Here is a 17437-nt window from a genome sequence, read left to right as displayed (position 1 = left end):
TTTTTTTAATGTGGAAGTAACTCAAGTTTTTTTCGAAGTTTTTCTTCACTAAAAATCCATCCTGTATAGGAACTAATAATATTTAAATTATGATCGAGTTGAACGATCGCAACGAATGGATAATAGTCTTTACTGCGATATCGCAAATCAATGAATCGAACTTCATAATAATGATCATAATCGAAAATGTCCCAGCGATATACAGGGGAGAAAGATAAAAATGCTGAGATGTTTTCATCTTGTTTAGCTGCGTGCATAATAGCATTATCTGGGAACGGTACCCGATCGAACTTATCATAAATCATGATGTTACCGCGATGCCATCTAGCAACGTAGTAATAATCGGTTGTAACGACTGCTAAATGATAATGATAAAATCGATAAGAAGGAGAAATGATTATTTTCTCAACATTTTTGAAACGTTTTTGTACAACGCTTCTTATATTTCTATGCATCATAATCCGTCCGATGTAGTAAACGATCATTAATATATACGCAGCTAAGGCAGTATATCCTTTATGGGAACCTACGAGCATACAAGCAATTGCGAGTATATGGATAAAGAAAATGACGGTATCAAATGTATTAATGATGCCGAGCGCTACCCATTTTTTTGTGAAGGGCCGTAATGCTTGTGTACCGTAGGCATTAAAAATATCTACAAAGACATGAAGAAAGACGGCAATAAAGGACCAAAGTAGTAGATGCAAATATGGAGCGTCTGAAAAGAAGGCGAAAGAGATGCCACTTATAAGGAAAGACCAAAGAATCACTGCAGGAATGGAATGAGTAATCCCACGATGATTTCTTATATATTTAGCGTTATTACGCAATTTTAAAACTGTATCGATGTCAGGAATATTGGAGCCGGCAATTGTAGCAAGCATAACTGCTTGTGGCCCAATATCACTTTGTGCTATGGCTGGATCTAACGTGGCCAAACTGCCTAGAGTAACGCCCATAACAAGGTGAGTGGCTGTGTCCATAGAAATCCACCTCCGTTTTTTATTAATGTAACTCTTTTTATTCGATACCTCAAGTCCTTTGCCTTCTATTTCCTATGTCATCTTACTTAAATTTTTTCCTAAAATCTTTATAATAGTACTTATATGCAAAAAAATGAGGGGGACCAAGTTTGACACTTGAAATATTAAATAATTTTAACATAGAGCAGTTTCAAAATGATTTAATTGGTTGGTTTGAAAAAGAGCAACGCGACTTACCGTGGCGTAAAAATAAAGATCCATACCGTGTTTGGGTTTCGGAAATTATGTTGCAGCAAACTAGGGTAGAAGCTGTAAAACCATATTACGCAAATTTCATGGGGAAGTTTCCTACTCTAGAAGCTTTGGCAAATGCTGATGATGAAGAAGTGTTAAAAGCATGGGAAGGTTTAGGGTATTATTCTAGAGCGCGAAATTTACATGCAGCCGTAAAAGAAGTAAAAGAAGTATATGGCGGGATTGTGCCAAGTGATGTAAAGAAGATTGAGAAATTAAAGGGAGTCGGTCCCTATACAAAAGGTGCTATTTTAAGTATCGCATATGGTATACCAGAGCCGGCAGTTGACGGAAATGTTATGCGTGTATTATCTCGCATTTTATCAGTATGGGATGACATTGCAAAACCGAAAACGAGAAAAGTGTTTGAAGAGATTGTGCGTGAAATTATTTCGGCTGAAAATCCATCTTATTTTAATCAAGGTTTGATGGAATTAGGAGCACTGATTTGTATTCCTAAAAATCCAGCATGCTTACTTTGTCCTGTACGTGAGCATTGCAGGGGATATGCTGAAGGTGTTCAAAAGGAATTACCAGTAAAAAGTAAAGCGAAAGCCCCTACGATGGTACCGATTGTTGCAGGAGTACTTCAAACAGAAGATGGTCGTTACGTCATTAATAAACGTCCAAGTACCGGTTTATTAGCCAATATGTGGGAGTTTCCGAATATTGAACTTGGCGAAGGGATTCGTAATCAGAAGGAACAGCTTATAGATTATATGAAAGAAAAATTTGAGCTTTCGATTTCTATTGAAGAATACGCAATGAATGTACAACATACTTTTACACATCGCACTTGGGATATATTCGTATTTTACGGAAAAGTAACTGGTGACATTGTTGAAACAGATACATTGAAAATTGTATCGAAAGAAGCATTTGAGCAATTACCTTTCTCTAAATCGCATCGTACGATTTATGAGAGTTGTGTTGAGAAAATTACAATGCAATAAAGTGAAACTTTAATCAGTGGGGGTTTTCTTCATCCCCCACTGATTATTAGCCGTCACCAATCGGACTTTAATGGGCAGCCCGCCCCCCCCCACCTAACTTCTTTGCTTTCGCTGCATTTTGAGGTGGGGGTCTTACTGTCCATTAAAGCGGGATAAACAAAAAAGTGTTCCCTAGATTGGGAACACTTTTTTTAATCGTAAGAAATTTTTGTCCCATGAGTCCAACTAGCATCACCCTCTTGATTCAATTTCTATTACAATTTCTTTGTAAATACTTTGACCTTCTGTATTTAAATACGGCAGAATCTGTTGTAATGAATGATGAAAATAAGCTAATTCATCTTCTTTCCACTCATTTTTTGAAATCATCGTTAGTTCAGTCATATCGCGTCCTATATACATATTTCCACCTCCATTTTCTATAGTTTGAATGAGTGACAAGAGATATATACGGAGATTAAAAAAAGAAAATCACGGATAGCTTCTAAGTGAATTGGTTACATTATTGGTTGTGGAGGTGAGAAAGATGAGTAAAAAACAACAAGGTTATAACAAGGCAACTTCTGGTGCTAGCATTCAAAGTACAAATGCTAGTTATGGTACAGAGTTTTCAACTGAAACAGATGTGCAAGCAGTAAAACAAGCAAACGCACAATCAGAAGCAAAGAAAGCACAAGCTTCTGGTGCACAAAGTGCAAACGCTAGTTATGGTACTGAATTTGCAACTGAAACAGACGTGCATGCTGTGAAAAAACAAAATGCACAATCAGCTGCAAAACAATCACAATCTTCTAGTTCAAATCAGTAATGAAAGAAAAACACTTCTCTAATTCGGGAGAAGTGTTTTCTTTGTGCTTTGGTCATGGTAATGAAAATAAAACGAACGACATAACTTCTAATAAGTCAACAAATGTAGTCAAAGGAGAAGGAAGTTAAAGATTAGAAATATGTAATGAGGAAATAATAACTGATAAATAAATCCAAAAGGGGGTAAGTAATGAACGATTTTGATAAGTTGGTAGGAGAGCAATTGGAAACGATGGATGAGTTGTTGAAGTTACAAGCTCACCTAGAGAAGTATCAGCAAATTGAAATGAGCGAAAAGGATACGTGCGATAAAAAGGAATTACATTTTATTCGCCAAGAAATATATAGAACAGAATTAGCACTTAAGTTATTACATGAGAAATTTGAAGAGCAAACAAATAGTGTGATTCAATCTTTTGAAACTGAAAAAATGATTTCAAATTTAGGATAAGATATATTGTTGCCTTTAGGTAAAAGGTCCTTCTGTACATGGAAATGAGGAAGGACTTTTTTTATCCCACTTTAATGAGCAGTAAGACCCCCACTGATTAAAGTTTCACTTTATTCTCCTTTCCTCGTTTGGCCCCATCCCCTAAGAAAGACTATGGATATGGTATTCAGTGTGAAACATAGAGTCTTATCGCTTTAGTTTTAAAATTTCGACAAAAAAGTTATAATAGAAAAAAAGTGAATGCAGTTCAAAGGGCATTCGCAGTTGAAGGAAGGGAGCATATATGGGATTTCCCAAAGAAGGAGAAAAAGTACAAATACATAGTTATAAACATAATGGCTCCATTCATAGAATGTGGGAAGAGACAACGATTTTAAAAGGGACACAAAGTCTTGTGATCGGAGCAAATGATCGTACAGTAGTGACAGAATCAGATGGCCGAACATGGATTACTCGTGAACCAGCAATTTGTTATTTTCATGCAAACTACTGGTTTAATGTGATTGGAATGTTAAGGGAAGAGGGCGTATATTATTATTGTAATTTAAGCTCACCTTTTGCATATGATTCTGAAGCGTTAAAGTATATTGATTATGATTTAGATATTAAAGTGTATCCAGATATGACATATACACTTTTAGATGAAGATGAATATGAAAAACATAGTCAAATTATGCAATATCCACCTGTGATTGATACGATTTTAAAACGAAATGTAGCACAACTAACACAATGGATTCATCAAAGAAAAGGGCCATTCGCACCAGACTTTGTAGATATGTGGTATGAGAGATATTTAATGTACAGAAATTAAAACAAACCTGCAGGGGATTTCCCCGCAGGTTTGTCCTATTAGAGGGGGGATTATGTGCAAGGTATAAAAAGATATTTGCAATTTGTTAAACCATATCGATGGCTTATTGCTATTACGATTATGATTGGTCTAGTTAAATTCGGCATCCCGCTCATTATGCCGTGGTTATTAAAGTATATTATTGATGATGTTATTCAGGGCGGAGGGTCATTTCAAGATAAGACGTCCCAACTAGTAACAGCGATTGGGATTGCTTTTTTTATTTTTGCAGTGTTAAGACCGCCGATTGAATATTATCGTCAATATTTTGCGCAGCGTATCGCAAATACAATACTATATGATTTGCGAAAACATATTTTTGGCCATTTACAAAAGTTGAGTTTACGTTATTATTCGAATACAAAAACAGGGGAGATTATTTCACGTGTCATTCATGATGTAGAACAAACGAAGGATTTTGTAATTACTGGTTTGATGAATGTTTGGTTAGATACGGCAACAATTGCTATTGCTATTATTGTTATGTTTTCTATGAATATAAAATTGACATTTGTTGCGCTATTAATTTTACCTATTTATGTAGTGGCAGTGAAATATTTTTTCGGGCGTCTTCGAAAATTGACGAAAGAGCGTTCACAAGCGTTAGCAACGATGCAAGGGTATTTACATGAACGTATTCAAGGGATGCAAGTGACACGTAGCTTTGCATTAGAAGAGTATGAAGGGAAGCAATTTGAAAAAAGAAATAATGAATTTTTGACGAAAGCGTTAACGCATACGAGTTGGACGGCGAGAACATTTTCGGCAGTAAATACGTTAACAGATTTAGGGCCGTTACTCGTGATCGGTTTTGCAGCGTATGAAGTGATTCAGGGGCAGTTAACATTAGGAACTATGGTTGCCTTTGTTGGATATATGGATAGTTTGTATAGTCCACTTCGCCGCCTTGTTAATTCCTCTACGACATTAACACAGTCTTTCGCATCGATGGATCGGGTGTTTGAACTGTTAGACGAAAAATACGATATTGTGAATGTACCAGGTGCGGTACAAACGAAAAAATTAAATGGTGAAGTGATATTTGATAATGTATCTTTTCGTTACAATTCGGATGAAAAAGAGGTATTACATAACCTTTCGTTAACTATGTTGCCAGGAGAGAAGGTAGCACTTGTAGGGGCGAGTGGGGGAGGGAAGTCATCTCTTGCTAGTTTAATCCCGCGTTTCTATGATGTCTCTTCAGGCGCAGTTTATGTAGATGGGATAGATGTTAGAAAGTATGATATGAGAAATTTACGTAGTCATATTGGAATTGTACTGCAAGATAATTTGTTATTTAGCGATACAATCGGGGCAAATATTTTATATGGGAATCCGAAAGCTACAGAGGAAGAAGTAATTGCAGCTGCCAAAGCTGCGCAAATTCATGATTTTATTATTGAGTTACCTGATGGTTATGATACTGTCGTCGGGGAACGCGGTGTGAAGTTATCTGGTGGGCAAAGGCAACGTGTAGCGATTGCACGCGTGTTTTTAAAGAATCCATCGTTACTTATATTAGATGAGGCGACTTCCGCTTTGGATTTAGAAAATGAACGATATATTCAAGAGGCGCTTCAAACGTTAGCTGCTGATCGAACGACGATCATAATTGCGCATCGATTGGCGACGATTACGCATGTGGATACGATTATTTACATTGAAGATGGTGAAATTAAAGAAACAGGTTCTCATGAAGAATTAATGAAAAAAAGAGGTTTTTATTACAATTTATATCAACTTCAACATATAACAGAAACAGCTCCTTTAGCGTAAAAGGAGCTGTTTTTTATTCGTCTTCTTTTTTATCGTCGATTTTGAGTTCTGCTTCTGGTTTATGGTATGTGTAGAAGCTATCCACAAGTAAATCTAAATGCTCTACTTCTTCACTATAGTTAATAATAGCAGAAATAAGAGGGAAGAGATGTAGCCATGTTTTATATGCTTCCTCATCATCCTTGTTTTGATATTCCATAAAGATATCAATTAATTCCTGTTTACCTGTTTCAACTTCATCAAGCATTTCAACAGATTGTTGTTTTTTTGCTTTACCAATAAATTTTAATAAAACTTGTTCATGATAATGTGTTAATGAATCAAGTTCATTCTGAATAGATTCCTGGAATTCTTCTGGCATATAGCGCAGTTCGTTTTCAGTACGATGTAATGATTTTAATGTACTTAAAGCACGACTTGTCGTCGCTAACATTTGTCTGAATAAAACAAGCTTACGAATTTTTGCGAACTTTACTTTTTTCGTATAGCTTCTTTCTTCTTTATACAGCAAATAGTAATGGTTTAGTTTGATCATTTTTTCTTTCATACGATCAATATCAGTTTTTAATGTTGTAAAATCAGAAGCTTGCCTGCTATTCATTCGAATCCATTTTACAATTTCTTCTGTATTATCAACGATGCGATGATATAACTTTGTTTCGTATTTTGGCGGCATAAACACTAAATTTACAAGTGAAGCCGCAATAATTCCAACCATAATCGTCGCAAATCGAAGTAAGGCAAAACTAAAGAAATCTTCACCTTGATACTCCATAATAGCGATAACTGTTACTAAAGCAATTGATATTGTGTTTTCTAATCGTAATTGCAATGTAAGAGCAATTACTAATATACATGTTAATCCAATAATAAAAGGATTATGTCCAAAAGCAGTAGCGAATGCGATAGCGAATACCGCACCAATGACGTTTGCTTGAATTTGTTCAAGTGCAGTTAAATACGAACGGTATACAGACGGTTGAACAGCGAAGATAGCTGAGATTCCCGCAAATACTGGACTCGGTAAGTTAAGTAAAATACAAGCAAATAAAGCTAATGTGATGGCAATACCCGTTTTTAAAATGCGAGCACCAAGTTTCATACCCTTAATAAGATCCTTTCTCTTGTCATAATGAATGTACAACATGATACTATACATTCATTACAATATGTTAGCAAGTGATATTTTAGTGACGTTAATAAGAAATTAAGATTCATTTTATACTTTTTCCTAATTCTTTTTAAACATCAATTTTTAGTAAAAAAACCTGCTGAATTTCAGCAGGTTTCAAATTGTTACTATAGATTACTATGAGAAGTGTACTTCGTCAATTTTTTTCTTGAAGATGAAAAATAGGCATATCACTCTGTTGAGATAGATGGATCAGCCTGCTCTTTTTTCGGGATGATTTCAAAAAACTGTTGCGGCATATCATCGAGTAACGGTGTCAATAAAGCAACTTCCTCGTATTGCTCATGTTCATTTAATACACGGATATAATCTAGTAATAACTCGGTCACATCTTGCACACCATTTTTACTAAGTGGTTGTAATGTAACATTTGCTCCTTTTGCGATTCTTCTTTTTAAGGCCTGTTCTGTTAAACCTAAGCTTGAATCATGGCGTAAATAAACAACACCGCCAGTCATACCAGCGCAAATCCATGGACCAGGATCCCCTAAAACAAGAGCGCGCCCATTTGTCATATATTCAAAAGCGAAACCTTTAATATTAGAGTATGCTCCTATATTCCCTTGCTCTTTTTCACGGAGTGGCTTTATCATGCGTCCGCCAATTATCATGTCTGCTCCAGAGAGGCGAATGCCAGCGCGAGCATCAGCGTTACCTTGAACGTATAGCGCCCCTTTTTGTGCACCGTATCCAAAACCTTTTCCGACAGAACCGTTATAATATAGACCGTCTTTTCCTTTTGCTTTCGTTATATAAATACCACCACCAAAGGAGGTTTTACCAATACCATCTTGTGCGCCGCCATTTACGTGTATAAATAAGTTCTCACTATTGTAAGCACCTAATCCATTTCCAGGAATCGAGCCATTCGTATACTTTAATGTAAGTGGTTCAAGCTTCGTGTCTTCATATAATTTACTACGAACGCGATAACAAGATTCTAGACCACCCATAACGCGTTGTTCTACGCCAACGCCCACTAATTCTTTTGAATGGGGGGAATGAATTGTTTCAAATTGTTTTTCTAGTACGTGTTCTGTTTTTGTACTAGATGGATGTTCTATCGTTTGTAGTAAATTACATAAGTTTAATAAATTTTTGCCTCGAACTTGTTTTAATAAATCGGAACGCCCGACAATTTCTTGTAAATTTGTATAGCCGAGATTTCCTGTTAATCGTTTTAGTTCTTCGCCAAAAGTAGTGAATAAATGTAATAATCCAGCCACGGCGCTTTCTAATTCACGCGGGACGAAGCGGCGTAATCCGTGTTCTTTCGCTTGAGCTTCAGATTCAATCTGTGTTGCAATTCCAACGTGACAAGTATCTAGATGACATCCGCGGCAAGTTGTACAGCCGATTGCAATCATGGATAATGTACCAAATCCAATGCGGTTTGCTCCAAGGAGCATAATTTTCAAGGCATCATTCACACTTCGAATACCACCATCAGCCCAAATTTCTACCTTATGTCTCATATTTGCTTCTAATAAAGCATTGTGAGCGGCTTTCACACCAATTTCTACAGGAAGCCCTACATGTTGCAATGCGTGAATACGTGCAGCTCCTGTACCACCATCAAATCCGCTAATGTTAATAAAATCAGCACCAGCTTTTGCGATACCAACAGCAATTGTTCCAATGTTAGGGACGACAGGGACTTTTACAGCTACTTTCGCAAGCTGATTAGCCGTTTTAATTTCTGTAATCATTTGAGCTAAATCTTCAATGGAATAAATATCATGGTTGTTAGAAGGTGAAATTAAATCAGAGCCAATTGTAGCATTACGCGCTTCGGCGATTTTGGCTGTTACTTTTGAACCTGGCAAATGTCCACCTTCACCAGGCTTGGCACCTTGCCCAATTTTTATTTCAATTAAGTTTGATGAATTGAGTAGTTCGGCGTTTACGCCAAATCGTCCGGACGCGATTTGTTGTCCACGTGTATGTGGATATTTTCCAATCATATCTTTAATTTCGCCGCCTTCACCGTTCAAACTAATCATATTTAGCTGATCGGCTGCTTCTGCATATGCACGAAAGGCAATTTCATTTTGAGAACCGAATGACATGGAACTAATAATAAATGGCAAATCATGATTTTGAATACTGATGGACACTTCTTCAGCCGGAACGACATGTTTTGTTTCTTTCGTTTGAACAAGATGTCTAATTGCGATTGGGTTATTTTCTTCTAATTCACTTAATTTTTCACGGTAATCATCATAAGAGTTTCCCTTTGCAACATCGCCGATTGCTTTCCAAATTCGCGGGAATATATGAAAAGATTTTCGCATTCTAACTTTAGGATTGTTATAATCGTTAGCTCGCATTTGTGCATCTTCAGCAAGTGATTCAAGAGAAAAAGCTAAATCATTTGAACCTAAGAAATTTGTAATTTGCAATATATTTGCGATTTCTTCATGTAACCCGATAGAAGAATAGAGGCGACCGTAACCACGCAATTCATGAATTCCAATTGTTGAAATGACTTTTTCCAGTCCTTTATTAAGTGCATGATATAAATTCGTAATTGGTGTTTTTGTCCCATCATTTACGGTTGCAAATAGTAAATATGGATTGATACTATCTGCTCCTAATCCATACAGTGTGACGATATCGTGTAAGGAGCGAAGGGCACCAGAACGTATAACGAGAGAGCAGTTTCGGCGTAATTTATTTTCGCTTAATACTTGATGTACTTTCGCGGTAACTAAATGCGGATCAATCCATAATCGTCCATTTAGGTGAGCATCAGCATCGTCTATTAATAATAGGGAAGCTCCATCGTTCACGGCTGTTATCGCTTCAGAACTAATTCGACTTAAGGCACATTGTAAAGTTTCTGCCTGACTGAATGTAGCAGAGATTGTAGCGATAGAGCTATGAGTATTGAATAGTTGTATAAGTTGCTCGTACGTAATTGTGTGTAATTCTTCTACAATAGATTGTGCTACACTTCCTTCTAAAATGATTGGGGAAAGCATCTCAACTACAAATGGCTGTTTAGCACCAGCCAATAAACTTGGACGTTTGCCAAGTATCGTTCGTGTGGAGAAGTGTTCAACTTCTCGATCGCGATCGATTGCTGGATTTGTAACGACAGCTACACTTTCCTTAATGAAGTCAGCGATATTTCGTCTATCAGTATCGAGTGCAGCGAGTGGTGAGTCATGCCCAAGTGAGCGAATTGGCTCAACGCCTTTTGTTGCCATCTGTTCAAGAAGCTGAATATGTTCACGATCCCATCCGAAAGCAACGTATTGTTTTGTTTCAACTTGCATAGAATCACATAATCCTTGGATTTCTTTCGTTTCAGGAGTAGATAAGTTTAAATGATAATCTTTAGTATCCACTCGTTTTTTAAAACGGTCATATACTTGAGCTTGGTATTTGTCATATTCATAAAGAACAAGCTCATCTTGTTCATTCCACTTTAGTCCGACTTTTTCCCCTGGAGCGAGTGGTTTTGGTTCTGCTACATATTCAGTTGGTGATACAACTCCAGGTTCAGAAGAGAAAATATAAGAGCTTTCTGTCTCTACTTTCCATACTGGTCGTAGCCCAAGGGAATCCACGCTGAAAACAGCTTCATCTTTATAACGTGAAATAATGCCAGCTGGACCTTGTGCAAAATGGCCCCATGCTTCACGTATATACGTATATAAATCTTGTAAATGTGGTTCATAAAGTTTAATTTCATTAATAATTGGCGGGAATAGTATATCCATTGCTTCAAATAAACTGTAGTTGTATTGAACAAGTAGAGTTTCTAAGGTGCGGTTTAAATCTTGGGAGTCACTGCCCCCAGCAGTAAGTGGAACGTGAATCATTTCAGCTTGATCGCGTAATTTTGCAATTGTGTTAATTTCACCATTATGTCCGAGGATACTAAATGGTTGTACACGAAAGAAGTTAGATAATGTATTAGTAGAATAGCGATTGTGTCCTAGTGTCATAGTTGAAGCAATAAGTGGGTGTTGTAAATCATTGTAGTAGGCAACAAGTGTATCCCCAGCACCGAGAACTTTATATACAACGTGATCACGACTTAAGGAAGCAACATGAATCGCTTCATTTTCTTCTATTTTTATCGTTACTGTAAATAATGTTTGCTCAATATTTGTAACTTCATTTTCTGCGATAAGAGCAACTTGCCAAAATAAAGGTTCTTCTTGTTTACCAAGTGGACCGAGTGCATCGGAGTTTATTACATCATCACTTTCGAAAAGAATTGCAAAGTTTTCGTTGTTTAGTTGTGTACGAATATGATTTTTTAAATTAACTATATTTTCGTTTTTGTTTAGAAAAAAATGTCCAACGATAAAGTGGGGATGATCCACGATCGTTGGATTATATCCGCTACTTTTTAATTTTTCATTCCAAAGTGCTTTTGGTACATCAATGTGAATACCGATTCCATCACCTTCGCCATTAATGAAACCAGCTCTATGATTCATTTTGACGAGCGATTGTATGCAAAGGTCAATATTTTCTTTTGTAGGAATTTTTCGTTTCTCCATAACGGAAACGATTCCACATGCATCGTGTTCTGCATTTTTGTAATCTCGAAATAAAGACGGTGTCCATGTGTTTGTTTTATTGAGCATCCGTCAATCCCCCCTCTTATGAAAGTTTGAATAATCTTACTATTTGAGGCGTGAGCAGCCTTGTATACAAAGATAGTAAGGATATAAAATAAAATTAAACAGATAATTATGAATAATTATACTATTGATAAAGGATTTATGAAATAGAAAAAAGGAAAAAAGAAAGGTGTGCTTTCTTTTTTCCTTTTAATGACGGGATTATTTATTGTTTGCTAAAGCGGCAAATGCTCTACCTACAGCTTCAATTGTATATTCAATATCTTCTTTTGTATGTTCTGTCGTTAAGAACCATGCCTCGTATTTAGAAGGTGCTAAGTTAATTCCTTCTTGCAGCATAAGTTTGAAGAATTTACCGAACATTTCTCCGTCTGTATCTTGTGCTGCATCGTAATCTTCAATTGTATTTGTTGTGAAGTATACAGTTAAAGCGCCTTTTAGGCGGTTTAATGTAATATCGATATTATGTTTTTCAGCCTGTTCTAAAATTCCTTTTTCAAGCATTGCACCAAGTTCATCTAATTTTTCATAAAGCCCTTCTTGTTGAAGAACTTCTAGACAAGCAATACCAGATGCCATAGAAGCAGGATTTCCTGCCATTGTACCAGCTTGATATGCAGGTCCAAGAGGGGCAACTTGTTCCATAATTTCTTTCTTACCACCGTAAGCACCGATTGGAAGTCCGCCGCCAATAACTTTACCAAGCGCTGTTAAGTCTGGTGTTACGCCAAGTAAGTCTTGAGCACCACCGTACATGAAGCGGAAAGCAGTAATAACTTCATCATAAATTACTAGTGCACCAGCTTCGTGAACAAGTTCATTCACTTTCTCAAGGAAGCCAGGTTTTGGTTCTACAATACCGAAGTTTCCAACGATTGGTTCTACAAGAATAGCTGCTACTTCATGTCCCCATTTATCTAATGCTTCTTTTAAAGTTTCTACATTATTAAATGGAACGGTAATAACTTCTTGAGCGATACTTTGTGGTACACCCGCTGAGTCAGGAGTTCCTAGTGTAGAAGGACCAGATCCAGCTGCTACAAGTACTAAATCAGAATGACCGTGGTAACAACCAGCGAATTTCATAATTTTTGTGCGGCCTGTGTAAGCGCGAGCGACACGAATTGTTGTCATTACAGCTTCAGTACCAGAGTTTACGAAGCGGACTTTATCTAATGCAGGCATTGCTTCTTTTAACATTTTTGCAAATTTTACTTCTAGCGCTGTTGGAGTTCCGTAAAGTACACCATTTTCAGCAGCTGTTGTAATTGCTTTTGTAATGTGCGGGTGAGCATGTCCAGTAATAATAGGACCGTATGCTGCTAAATAATCGATATATTTATTTCCGTCTACATCCCAGAAATAAGCACCTTTTCCACGTTCCATAGCAACAGGAGCGCCGCCACCAACTGCTTTAAAAGAACGAGAAGGACTATTAACACCGCCAACGATATGTTCTAAAGCTTCTTTATGTAATGCTTCTGATTTTGTGAATTTCACTACCATTCATCTCCTTACAAAAATCTATGTATTATTCTAACATGTTTTTCGAAAAGACGTATTGTTTGTGATAGAGAAGGCAGTTGGGTAAACTATTCGTTGTGACATTTAGGAAGGGGGTCCGGTTATGAAATCGGTAATTGAGGTACAAGGGTTACGTAAAGAATTTACAGCCTATTCAAGTCGTCCAGGTTTAAAGGGTGCATTTCGCGATTTATTAAATCGTAATTATAAAATAGTACCAGCAGTAAATGATGTATCTTTTACTGTGAAACAAGGTGAAATGGTTGGATATATCGGTGAGAATGGTGCTGGTAAATCAACGACAATTAAAATGCTTACGGGGATTTTGACTCCGACATCAGGAGACATTTTAGTAAACGGGATGAACCCGCATAAGCAGAGGGAAGAATTTGTAAGAACGATTGGTGTTGTTTTCGGGCAACGCTCACAGCTTTGGTGGGATATTGCGGTACAAGAATCGTTTCGTTTATTAAAAAAAGTGTACGGTGTATCAGACGCTCAGTATAAAGAACATATGGAGCACGTGATCGAAACGTTAGATATTGGTCCTTTATTAGATAAGCCAGTTCGAAAGCTATCTTTAGGTCAAAGAATGCGGTGTGAATTAGCGGCAGCATTAATTCATAATCCGCCGTTATTATTTTTAGATGAACCAACAATTGGGTTAGATGTACTTGTGAAATTGAAAATACGTGAATTTTTAAAAGAAATGAATGAACGTTATAAAACAACGATTTTATTAACAACTCATGATATTACTGATATTGAAGCTTTATGTGAGCGCGTTATCATGCTGGATGAAGGCAATATTATGTATGACGGTTCTTTAAATAACCTTCGTACGCAGTGGGGAGCAGAGAAAGAAATACATTTTCAGTTTGTCGCACCAGTTTCCTATCAGGCTTTATCAATGGTTATGCCAGATAGTCATGTCGTTTGGTCGAAAGCGAAAGAGGAAAACGCTTGGATTGCCAAAATCCCGAATGAAGAAGTTATTATTTCAATGCTTATTTCTAAAGTGGTACAAGCCTTTCAAATTAAAGATTTAAAAATTAATGAAGTGTCTACAGAGGAAATTATTCGTAACATTTATGAAGAAGGTATTAAACATGGGTAAGTACATTGAAATGATTCGAATTCGCTTTTTAATGATGCTTGCGTATCGTACAAACTACTATAGCGGGATTTTAATTTATACAATTAATATCGGCGCATATTATTTTTTGTGGCAAGCAATTTATAGCGGAAAAGAGAATATTGAAAGTTTATCTATTTCGCAAATGACTACGTATATCGCAATTGCGTGGATGGCACGTGCTTTTTATTTTAATAATATAGACAGGGAAATTGCGATGGAGATTCAAGAAGGACGTGTAGCGGTAGAACTGATACGTCCATATAACTATTTAGGGATGAAAGTGATGCAAGGTCTTGGTGAAGGAATATTTCGCTTTGCCTTCTTTTCAATTCCGGGTATGGTCATCGTTACCTTATTATTTTCATTGCAAATTACAACGAACTTTCAAACGTGGTTATATTTCTTCTTATCTTTAATATTTAGTTTTATTATTAATACACAAATTAATTTAATGACGGGAATGCTCACATTCTTCTTATTTAATAATAGCGGAATTATGTATGCAAAACGTGTTGTTATTGATTTGTTTTCAGGTCTGTTATTACCAATTAGTTTTTATCCGTTATGGGCCCAAAAGGCAATGATGTTTTTACCGTTTCAGGCTATTAGTTATATTCCGAGTATGATTTTCTCAGAAGGTATACAAGGAAGTAAATTGTATGAGGCATTATTATTCCAAGTAATTTGGGCCATTGTACTTATTATTCCGATTGTACTCATGTGGAGAACGGCGAGAAAACGTCTAATTGTACAAGGGGGATGATGAGATGATATATATAAAACTATTTTTGCAATATGCAAGTCAATATATAAAAACAAAATTGGAGTATCGGGGCGATTTTATCGTTGGGTTACTTTCTGATTTATCACTACAGGCTGTTAATTTAATCTTTATTCTTGTTGTGTTTGGACATACGCAAGCATTAAAAGGTTGGAGTAGAGAAGAAGTCATCTTTATTTATGGTTTCTTTTTAGTGCCGTTTGCCATTTTCTCAGCTTTCTTTAACATATGGGACTTTAATGATCGTTACATTATTAAAGGAGAAATGGATCGCATATTAACGAGACCGATTCATAGTTTATTTCAAATTATATTAGAGAGAATGGAGCTTGAATCTTTAATTGGAGCGATTACGGGAATGGTTGTAATGGGCTACGCAGCAGTGGAGTTGCAATTATCTTTTTACTGGTACGATATCTTCTTATTCTTGTTGATGGTAGGAGGGGGCGCACTTGTATACGGAGGGATATTTGTTACGCTTGCAAGCCTTGGTTTTTGGTCGGACGCGAAAAGTTCGATTATGCCGCTAATGTATAACATAGGGAATTATGGCCGCTATCCTGTTAATATTTATAACCGTGTGATTCGCTTTATTTTAACGTTTGTCCTACCATTTGCGTTTGTCGGAGTGTATCCAGCAGCGTACTTTTTAAGGAAAACAGAGTGGAATAGCTATGCATTTGCAACACCGCTCGTTGGTGTTATCTGTTTTACGATTGCAATTACTCTTTGGAATCAAGGGGTAAAAAGGTACCGTGGTGCAGGGAATTAATTATAAAAGCTTGTTCGTTTCTAAGGGATAAATCTAATGGCTGTCTCATACATATAAAATGAGGTGGAGGACATGTTATGGGGATTTATTCTATTAATTGCAGCAATTGCTATTTTGAGGAGTGTCCAATTATTATGGAGTTCCTATTCGGATTCAACGCGTTTTTTTTCGCTGTATAATTTAGCTACATTATTTTTGATTTATACAACAGTATTGATTGCATTTGGATTAAGTTACGTTGTATTAGAGGAAATGGGTTTTGCAGTTTTGAAAGAGGATGGAGAAAGCTTAAACGCTCACTCTTTTCAACTGGTTGAAATTTGTTTGTATTTTAGCGCAGTTACTTTATTGTCTGTTGGATATGGTGACATATCTCCGATTGGAATTGGGCGGTGGATTGCGATTGGAGAAGCGCTAATTGGATATACATTACCGTTTGCTTTTGTAATGAGGTCTGTAATAGACAATGAAAAATAAGGAAGCATTTGTTATAGTAAAAGAAAAGAGTAGGAGTGATAACAATGATCACAGTAGGAGAAATGGCTCCAGAATTTACATTAGAGGGAAGTAACGGGGAACAAGTTCGCTTAGCTGATTTTCGTGGTAAAAATGTAGTTCTATATTTTTATCCGAAAGATATGACTCCAGGGTGTACAACTGAAGCATGTGATTTTCGAGATGCATATGGATTATTTCAAGAGAAGGACACAGTTATTCTTGGTGTAAGTCCTGATTCAGCGAACAGACATCTGAAGTTCATTGAGAAGCATGAACTTCCATTTGTACTTTTAGTAGATGAAGATCATAAGGTAGCGGAATTGTATGATGTTTGGAAGTTGAAAAAGAACTTTGGGAAAGAGTACATGGGAATTGAGCGCTCTACATTCCTTATTAATAAAGACGGTGAGCTTGTAAAAGAGTGGCGTAAAGTGAAAGTGAAGGGACATGTTGAAGATGTTCTTTCTTATATAAAGTAAATCCATTGTGGAGATAAAATATATAGAAGTAAGGCGAGTGTCTATACATATTTTATTGTCTTACATAAAGTGAAGTGTAGGGCATACCTCCTCAGATGATAGTATTCCAAGTGCGATTATGTCGCACTTTTTTTCTATTGTAAATGCATAAAAAATAGGGAAAGATACATAAGAATAAGGCTATATACAAAAATAAACCACATACTTATAGTAGAAATATTGACGATTTATAAGAAAAGGAGTACACTCTTTATAAGAATTATAAAATAATAATCCGTATAGAATCGGGGTGCATGACGGTGGTCAAAGAAGAATTAAAAGAAGCGCTA

At 36.5% G+C, this 17437-nt stretch carries 16 protein-coding genes (1 of these 16 only partly in view); 11 read left to right on the top strand and 5 right to left on the bottom strand.

What is annotated here, in order from left to right; all coding sequences use genetic code 11:
- Positions 1 to 5 precede the first annotated feature (5 nt).
- A complete protein-coding gene (locus tag LMD38_RS23545; RefSeq protein ID WP_000379130.1) occupies positions 6 to 986 on the bottom strand; it encodes a metal-dependent hydrolase in 981 nt (326 codons plus the stop codon).
- A 149-nt stretch (positions 987 to 1135) separates the two neighbouring features.
- Here LMD38_RS23545 and mutY point away from each other — a divergent pair, with 149 nt between their 5' ends.
- Complete coding sequence (gene mutY, locus LMD38_RS23540; protein WP_000171402.1) at positions 1136 to 2233, top strand: A/G-specific adenine glycosylase; 1098 nt, start codon at positions 1136 to 1138, stop codon at positions 2231 to 2233.
- A 231-nt stretch (positions 2234 to 2464) separates the two neighbouring features.
- Here the strand turns inward: mutY and LMD38_RS23535 are convergent, their stop codons facing one another.
- Entirely contained in the window at positions 2465 to 2635 is a 171-nt protein-coding gene (locus LMD38_RS23535; protein WP_227585549.1) for a hypothetical protein, read from the bottom strand.
- Positions 2636 to 2759: 124 nt separating this feature from the next.
- Between LMD38_RS23535 and LMD38_RS23530 the strand changes: the two genes are divergently transcribed.
- From LMD38_RS23530 to LMD38_RS23515, 4 genes are all read left to right on the top strand, one after another.
- A complete protein-coding gene (locus LMD38_RS23530; protein ID WP_000039045.1) occupies positions 2760 to 3041 on the top strand; it encodes a gamma-type small acid-soluble spore protein in 282 nt (93 codons plus the stop codon).
- Between the two features lie 189 nt (positions 3042 to 3230).
- Positions 3231 to 3491 carry a YgaB family protein gene (locus LMD38_RS23525; RefSeq protein WP_000997582.1) on the top strand — a complete coding sequence of 87 codons (261 nt, stop codon included), beginning with the start codon at positions 3231 to 3233 and terminating at the stop codon, positions 3489 to 3491.
- Between the two features lie 283 nt (positions 3492 to 3774).
- Positions 3775 to 4305 carry a nucleoside tri-diphosphate phosphatase gene (gene ntdP, locus LMD38_RS23520; protein WP_000506628.1) on the top strand — a complete coding sequence of 177 codons (531 nt, stop codon included), beginning with the start codon at positions 3775 to 3777 and terminating at the stop codon, positions 4303 to 4305.
- Between the two features lie 54 nt (positions 4306 to 4359).
- Entirely contained in the window at positions 4360 to 6120 is a 1761-nt protein-coding gene (locus LMD38_RS23515) for an ABC transporter ATP-binding protein (RefSeq protein ID WP_001161621.1), read from the top strand.
- A gap of 13 nt (positions 6121 to 6133) precedes the next feature.
- Here LMD38_RS23515 and LMD38_RS23510 read toward each other — a convergent pair whose 3' ends face one another.
- The 3 genes from LMD38_RS23510 to hemL form a co-directional block, all read right to left on the bottom strand.
- Positions 6134 to 7222, bottom strand: a complete 1089-nt coding sequence (locus LMD38_RS23510; RefSeq protein ID WP_000765784.1) for an aromatic acid exporter family protein — start codon at positions 7220 to 7222, stop codon at positions 6134 to 6136.
- Between the two features lie 260 nt (positions 7223 to 7482).
- Positions 7483 to 11919: a glutamate synthase-related protein gene (locus LMD38_RS23505; protein ID WP_100634462.1), complete on the bottom strand. Its 4437-nt coding sequence runs from the start codon at positions 11917 to 11919 to the stop codon at positions 7483 to 7485.
- Between the two features lie 198 nt (positions 11920 to 12117).
- Positions 12118 to 13422 (bottom strand): glutamate-1-semialdehyde-2,1-aminomutase, encoded by a 1305-nt coding sequence (gene hemL / locus LMD38_RS23500; protein ID WP_000260535.1) that lies wholly within the window; start codon positions 13420 to 13422, stop codon positions 12118 to 12120.
- 121 nt (positions 13423 to 13543) lie between these two features.
- On the opposite strand from hemL, the gene LMD38_RS23495 reads away from it, so the two are divergent.
- The 6 genes from LMD38_RS23495 to perR all read left to right on the top strand — a co-directional run.
- The gene (locus LMD38_RS23495) at positions 13544 to 14557 is read left to right on the top strand and encodes an ABC transporter ATP-binding protein (RefSeq protein ID WP_000843645.1); all 1014 of its coding nucleotides are present in this window, start codon (positions 13544 to 13546) and stop codon (positions 14555 to 14557) included.
- The gene (locus LMD38_RS23490) at positions 14550 to 15341 is read left to right on the top strand and encodes an ABC transporter permease (protein WP_000521517.1); all 792 of its coding nucleotides are present in this window, start codon (positions 14550 to 14552) and stop codon (positions 15339 to 15341) included. The genes LMD38_RS23495 and LMD38_RS23490 overlap by 8 nt, the downstream gene beginning before the upstream one ends.
- Before the next feature lie 4 nt (positions 15342 to 15345).
- On the top strand, positions 15346 to 16131 hold the full coding sequence (locus tag LMD38_RS23485) for an ABC transporter permease (RefSeq protein WP_061183160.1): 786 nt from the start codon (positions 15346 to 15348) through the stop codon (positions 16129 to 16131).
- Positions 16132 to 16203: 72 nt separating this feature from the next.
- On the top strand, positions 16204 to 16608 hold the full coding sequence (locus LMD38_RS23480) for a potassium channel family protein (protein ID WP_000964350.1): 405 nt from the start codon (positions 16204 to 16206) through the stop codon (positions 16606 to 16608).
- Positions 16609 to 16652: 44 nt separating this feature from the next.
- A complete protein-coding gene (bcp, locus tag LMD38_RS23475) occupies positions 16653 to 17108 on the top strand; it encodes a thioredoxin-dependent thiol peroxidase (RefSeq protein ID WP_000633721.1) in 456 nt (151 codons plus the stop codon).
- A gap of 299 nt (positions 17109 to 17407) precedes the next feature.
- Positions 17408 to 17437 carry the beginning of a peroxide-responsive transcriptional repressor PerR gene (gene perR, locus LMD38_RS23470; RefSeq protein WP_000237834.1) on the top strand. Its footprint extends 399 nt past the window's final position, so the window shows 30 of its 429 coding nt (coding positions 1-30); its start codon is at positions 17408 to 17410; the stop codon falls past the right edge of the window.

This window comes from Bacillus pacificus (genome assembly GCF_020861345.1).
GTDB lineage: Bacteria > Bacillota > Bacilli > Bacillales > Bacillaceae_G > Bacillus_A > Bacillus_A pacificus.
The sequence above is the reverse complement of the archived record's forward strand: the minus strand, read 5'-3'. Positions and strand labels throughout refer to the sequence as shown.

What these genes read in the sequence shown, in the direction of transcription:
- LMD38_RS23545 (WP_000379130.1), bottom strand. Translation starts at nt 986, where the DNA reads ATGGACACAGCCACTCACCTTGTTATGGGCGTTACTCTAGGCAGTTTG.
- LMD38_RS23535 (WP_227585549.1), bottom strand. Translation starts at nt 2,635, where the DNA reads ATGTATATAGGACGCGATATGACTGAACTAACGATGATTTCAAAAAAT.
- LMD38_RS23530 (WP_000039045.1), top strand. Translation starts at nt 2,760, where the DNA reads ATGAGTAAAAAACAACAAGGTTATAACAAGGCAACTTCTGGTGCTAGC.
- LMD38_RS23525 (WP_000997582.1), top strand. Translation starts at nt 3,231, where the DNA reads ATGAACGATTTTGATAAGTTGGTAGGAGAGCAATTGGAAACGATGGAT.
- ntdP (WP_000506628.1), top strand. Translation starts at nt 3,775, where the DNA reads ATGGGATTTCCCAAAGAAGGAGAAAAAGTACAAATACATAGTTATAAA.
- LMD38_RS23510 (WP_000765784.1), bottom strand. Translation starts at nt 7,222, where the DNA reads ATGAAACTTGGTGCTCGCATTTTAAAAACGGGTATTGCCATCACATTA.
- LMD38_RS23505 (WP_100634462.1), bottom strand. Translation starts at nt 11,919, where the DNA reads ATGCTCAATAAAACAAACACATGGACACCGTCTTTATTTCGAGATTAC.
- hemL (WP_000260535.1), bottom strand. Translation starts at nt 13,422, where the DNA reads ATGGTAGTGAAATTCACAAAATCAGAAGCATTACATAAAGAAGCTTTA.
- LMD38_RS23495 (WP_000843645.1), top strand. Translation starts at nt 13,544, where the DNA reads ATGAAATCGGTAATTGAGGTACAAGGGTTACGTAAAGAATTTACAGCC.
- LMD38_RS23490 (WP_000521517.1), top strand. Translation starts at nt 14,550, where the DNA reads ATGGGTAAGTACATTGAAATGATTCGAATTCGCTTTTTAATGATGCTT.
- LMD38_RS23485 (WP_061183160.1), top strand. Translation starts at nt 15,346, where the DNA reads ATGATATATATAAAACTATTTTTGCAATATGCAAGTCAATATATAAAA.
- LMD38_RS23480 (WP_000964350.1), top strand. Translation starts at nt 16,204, where the DNA reads ATGTTATGGGGATTTATTCTATTAATTGCAGCAATTGCTATTTTGAGG.
- bcp (WP_000633721.1), top strand. Translation starts at nt 16,653, where the DNA reads ATGATCACAGTAGGAGAAATGGCTCCAGAATTTACATTAGAGGGAAGT.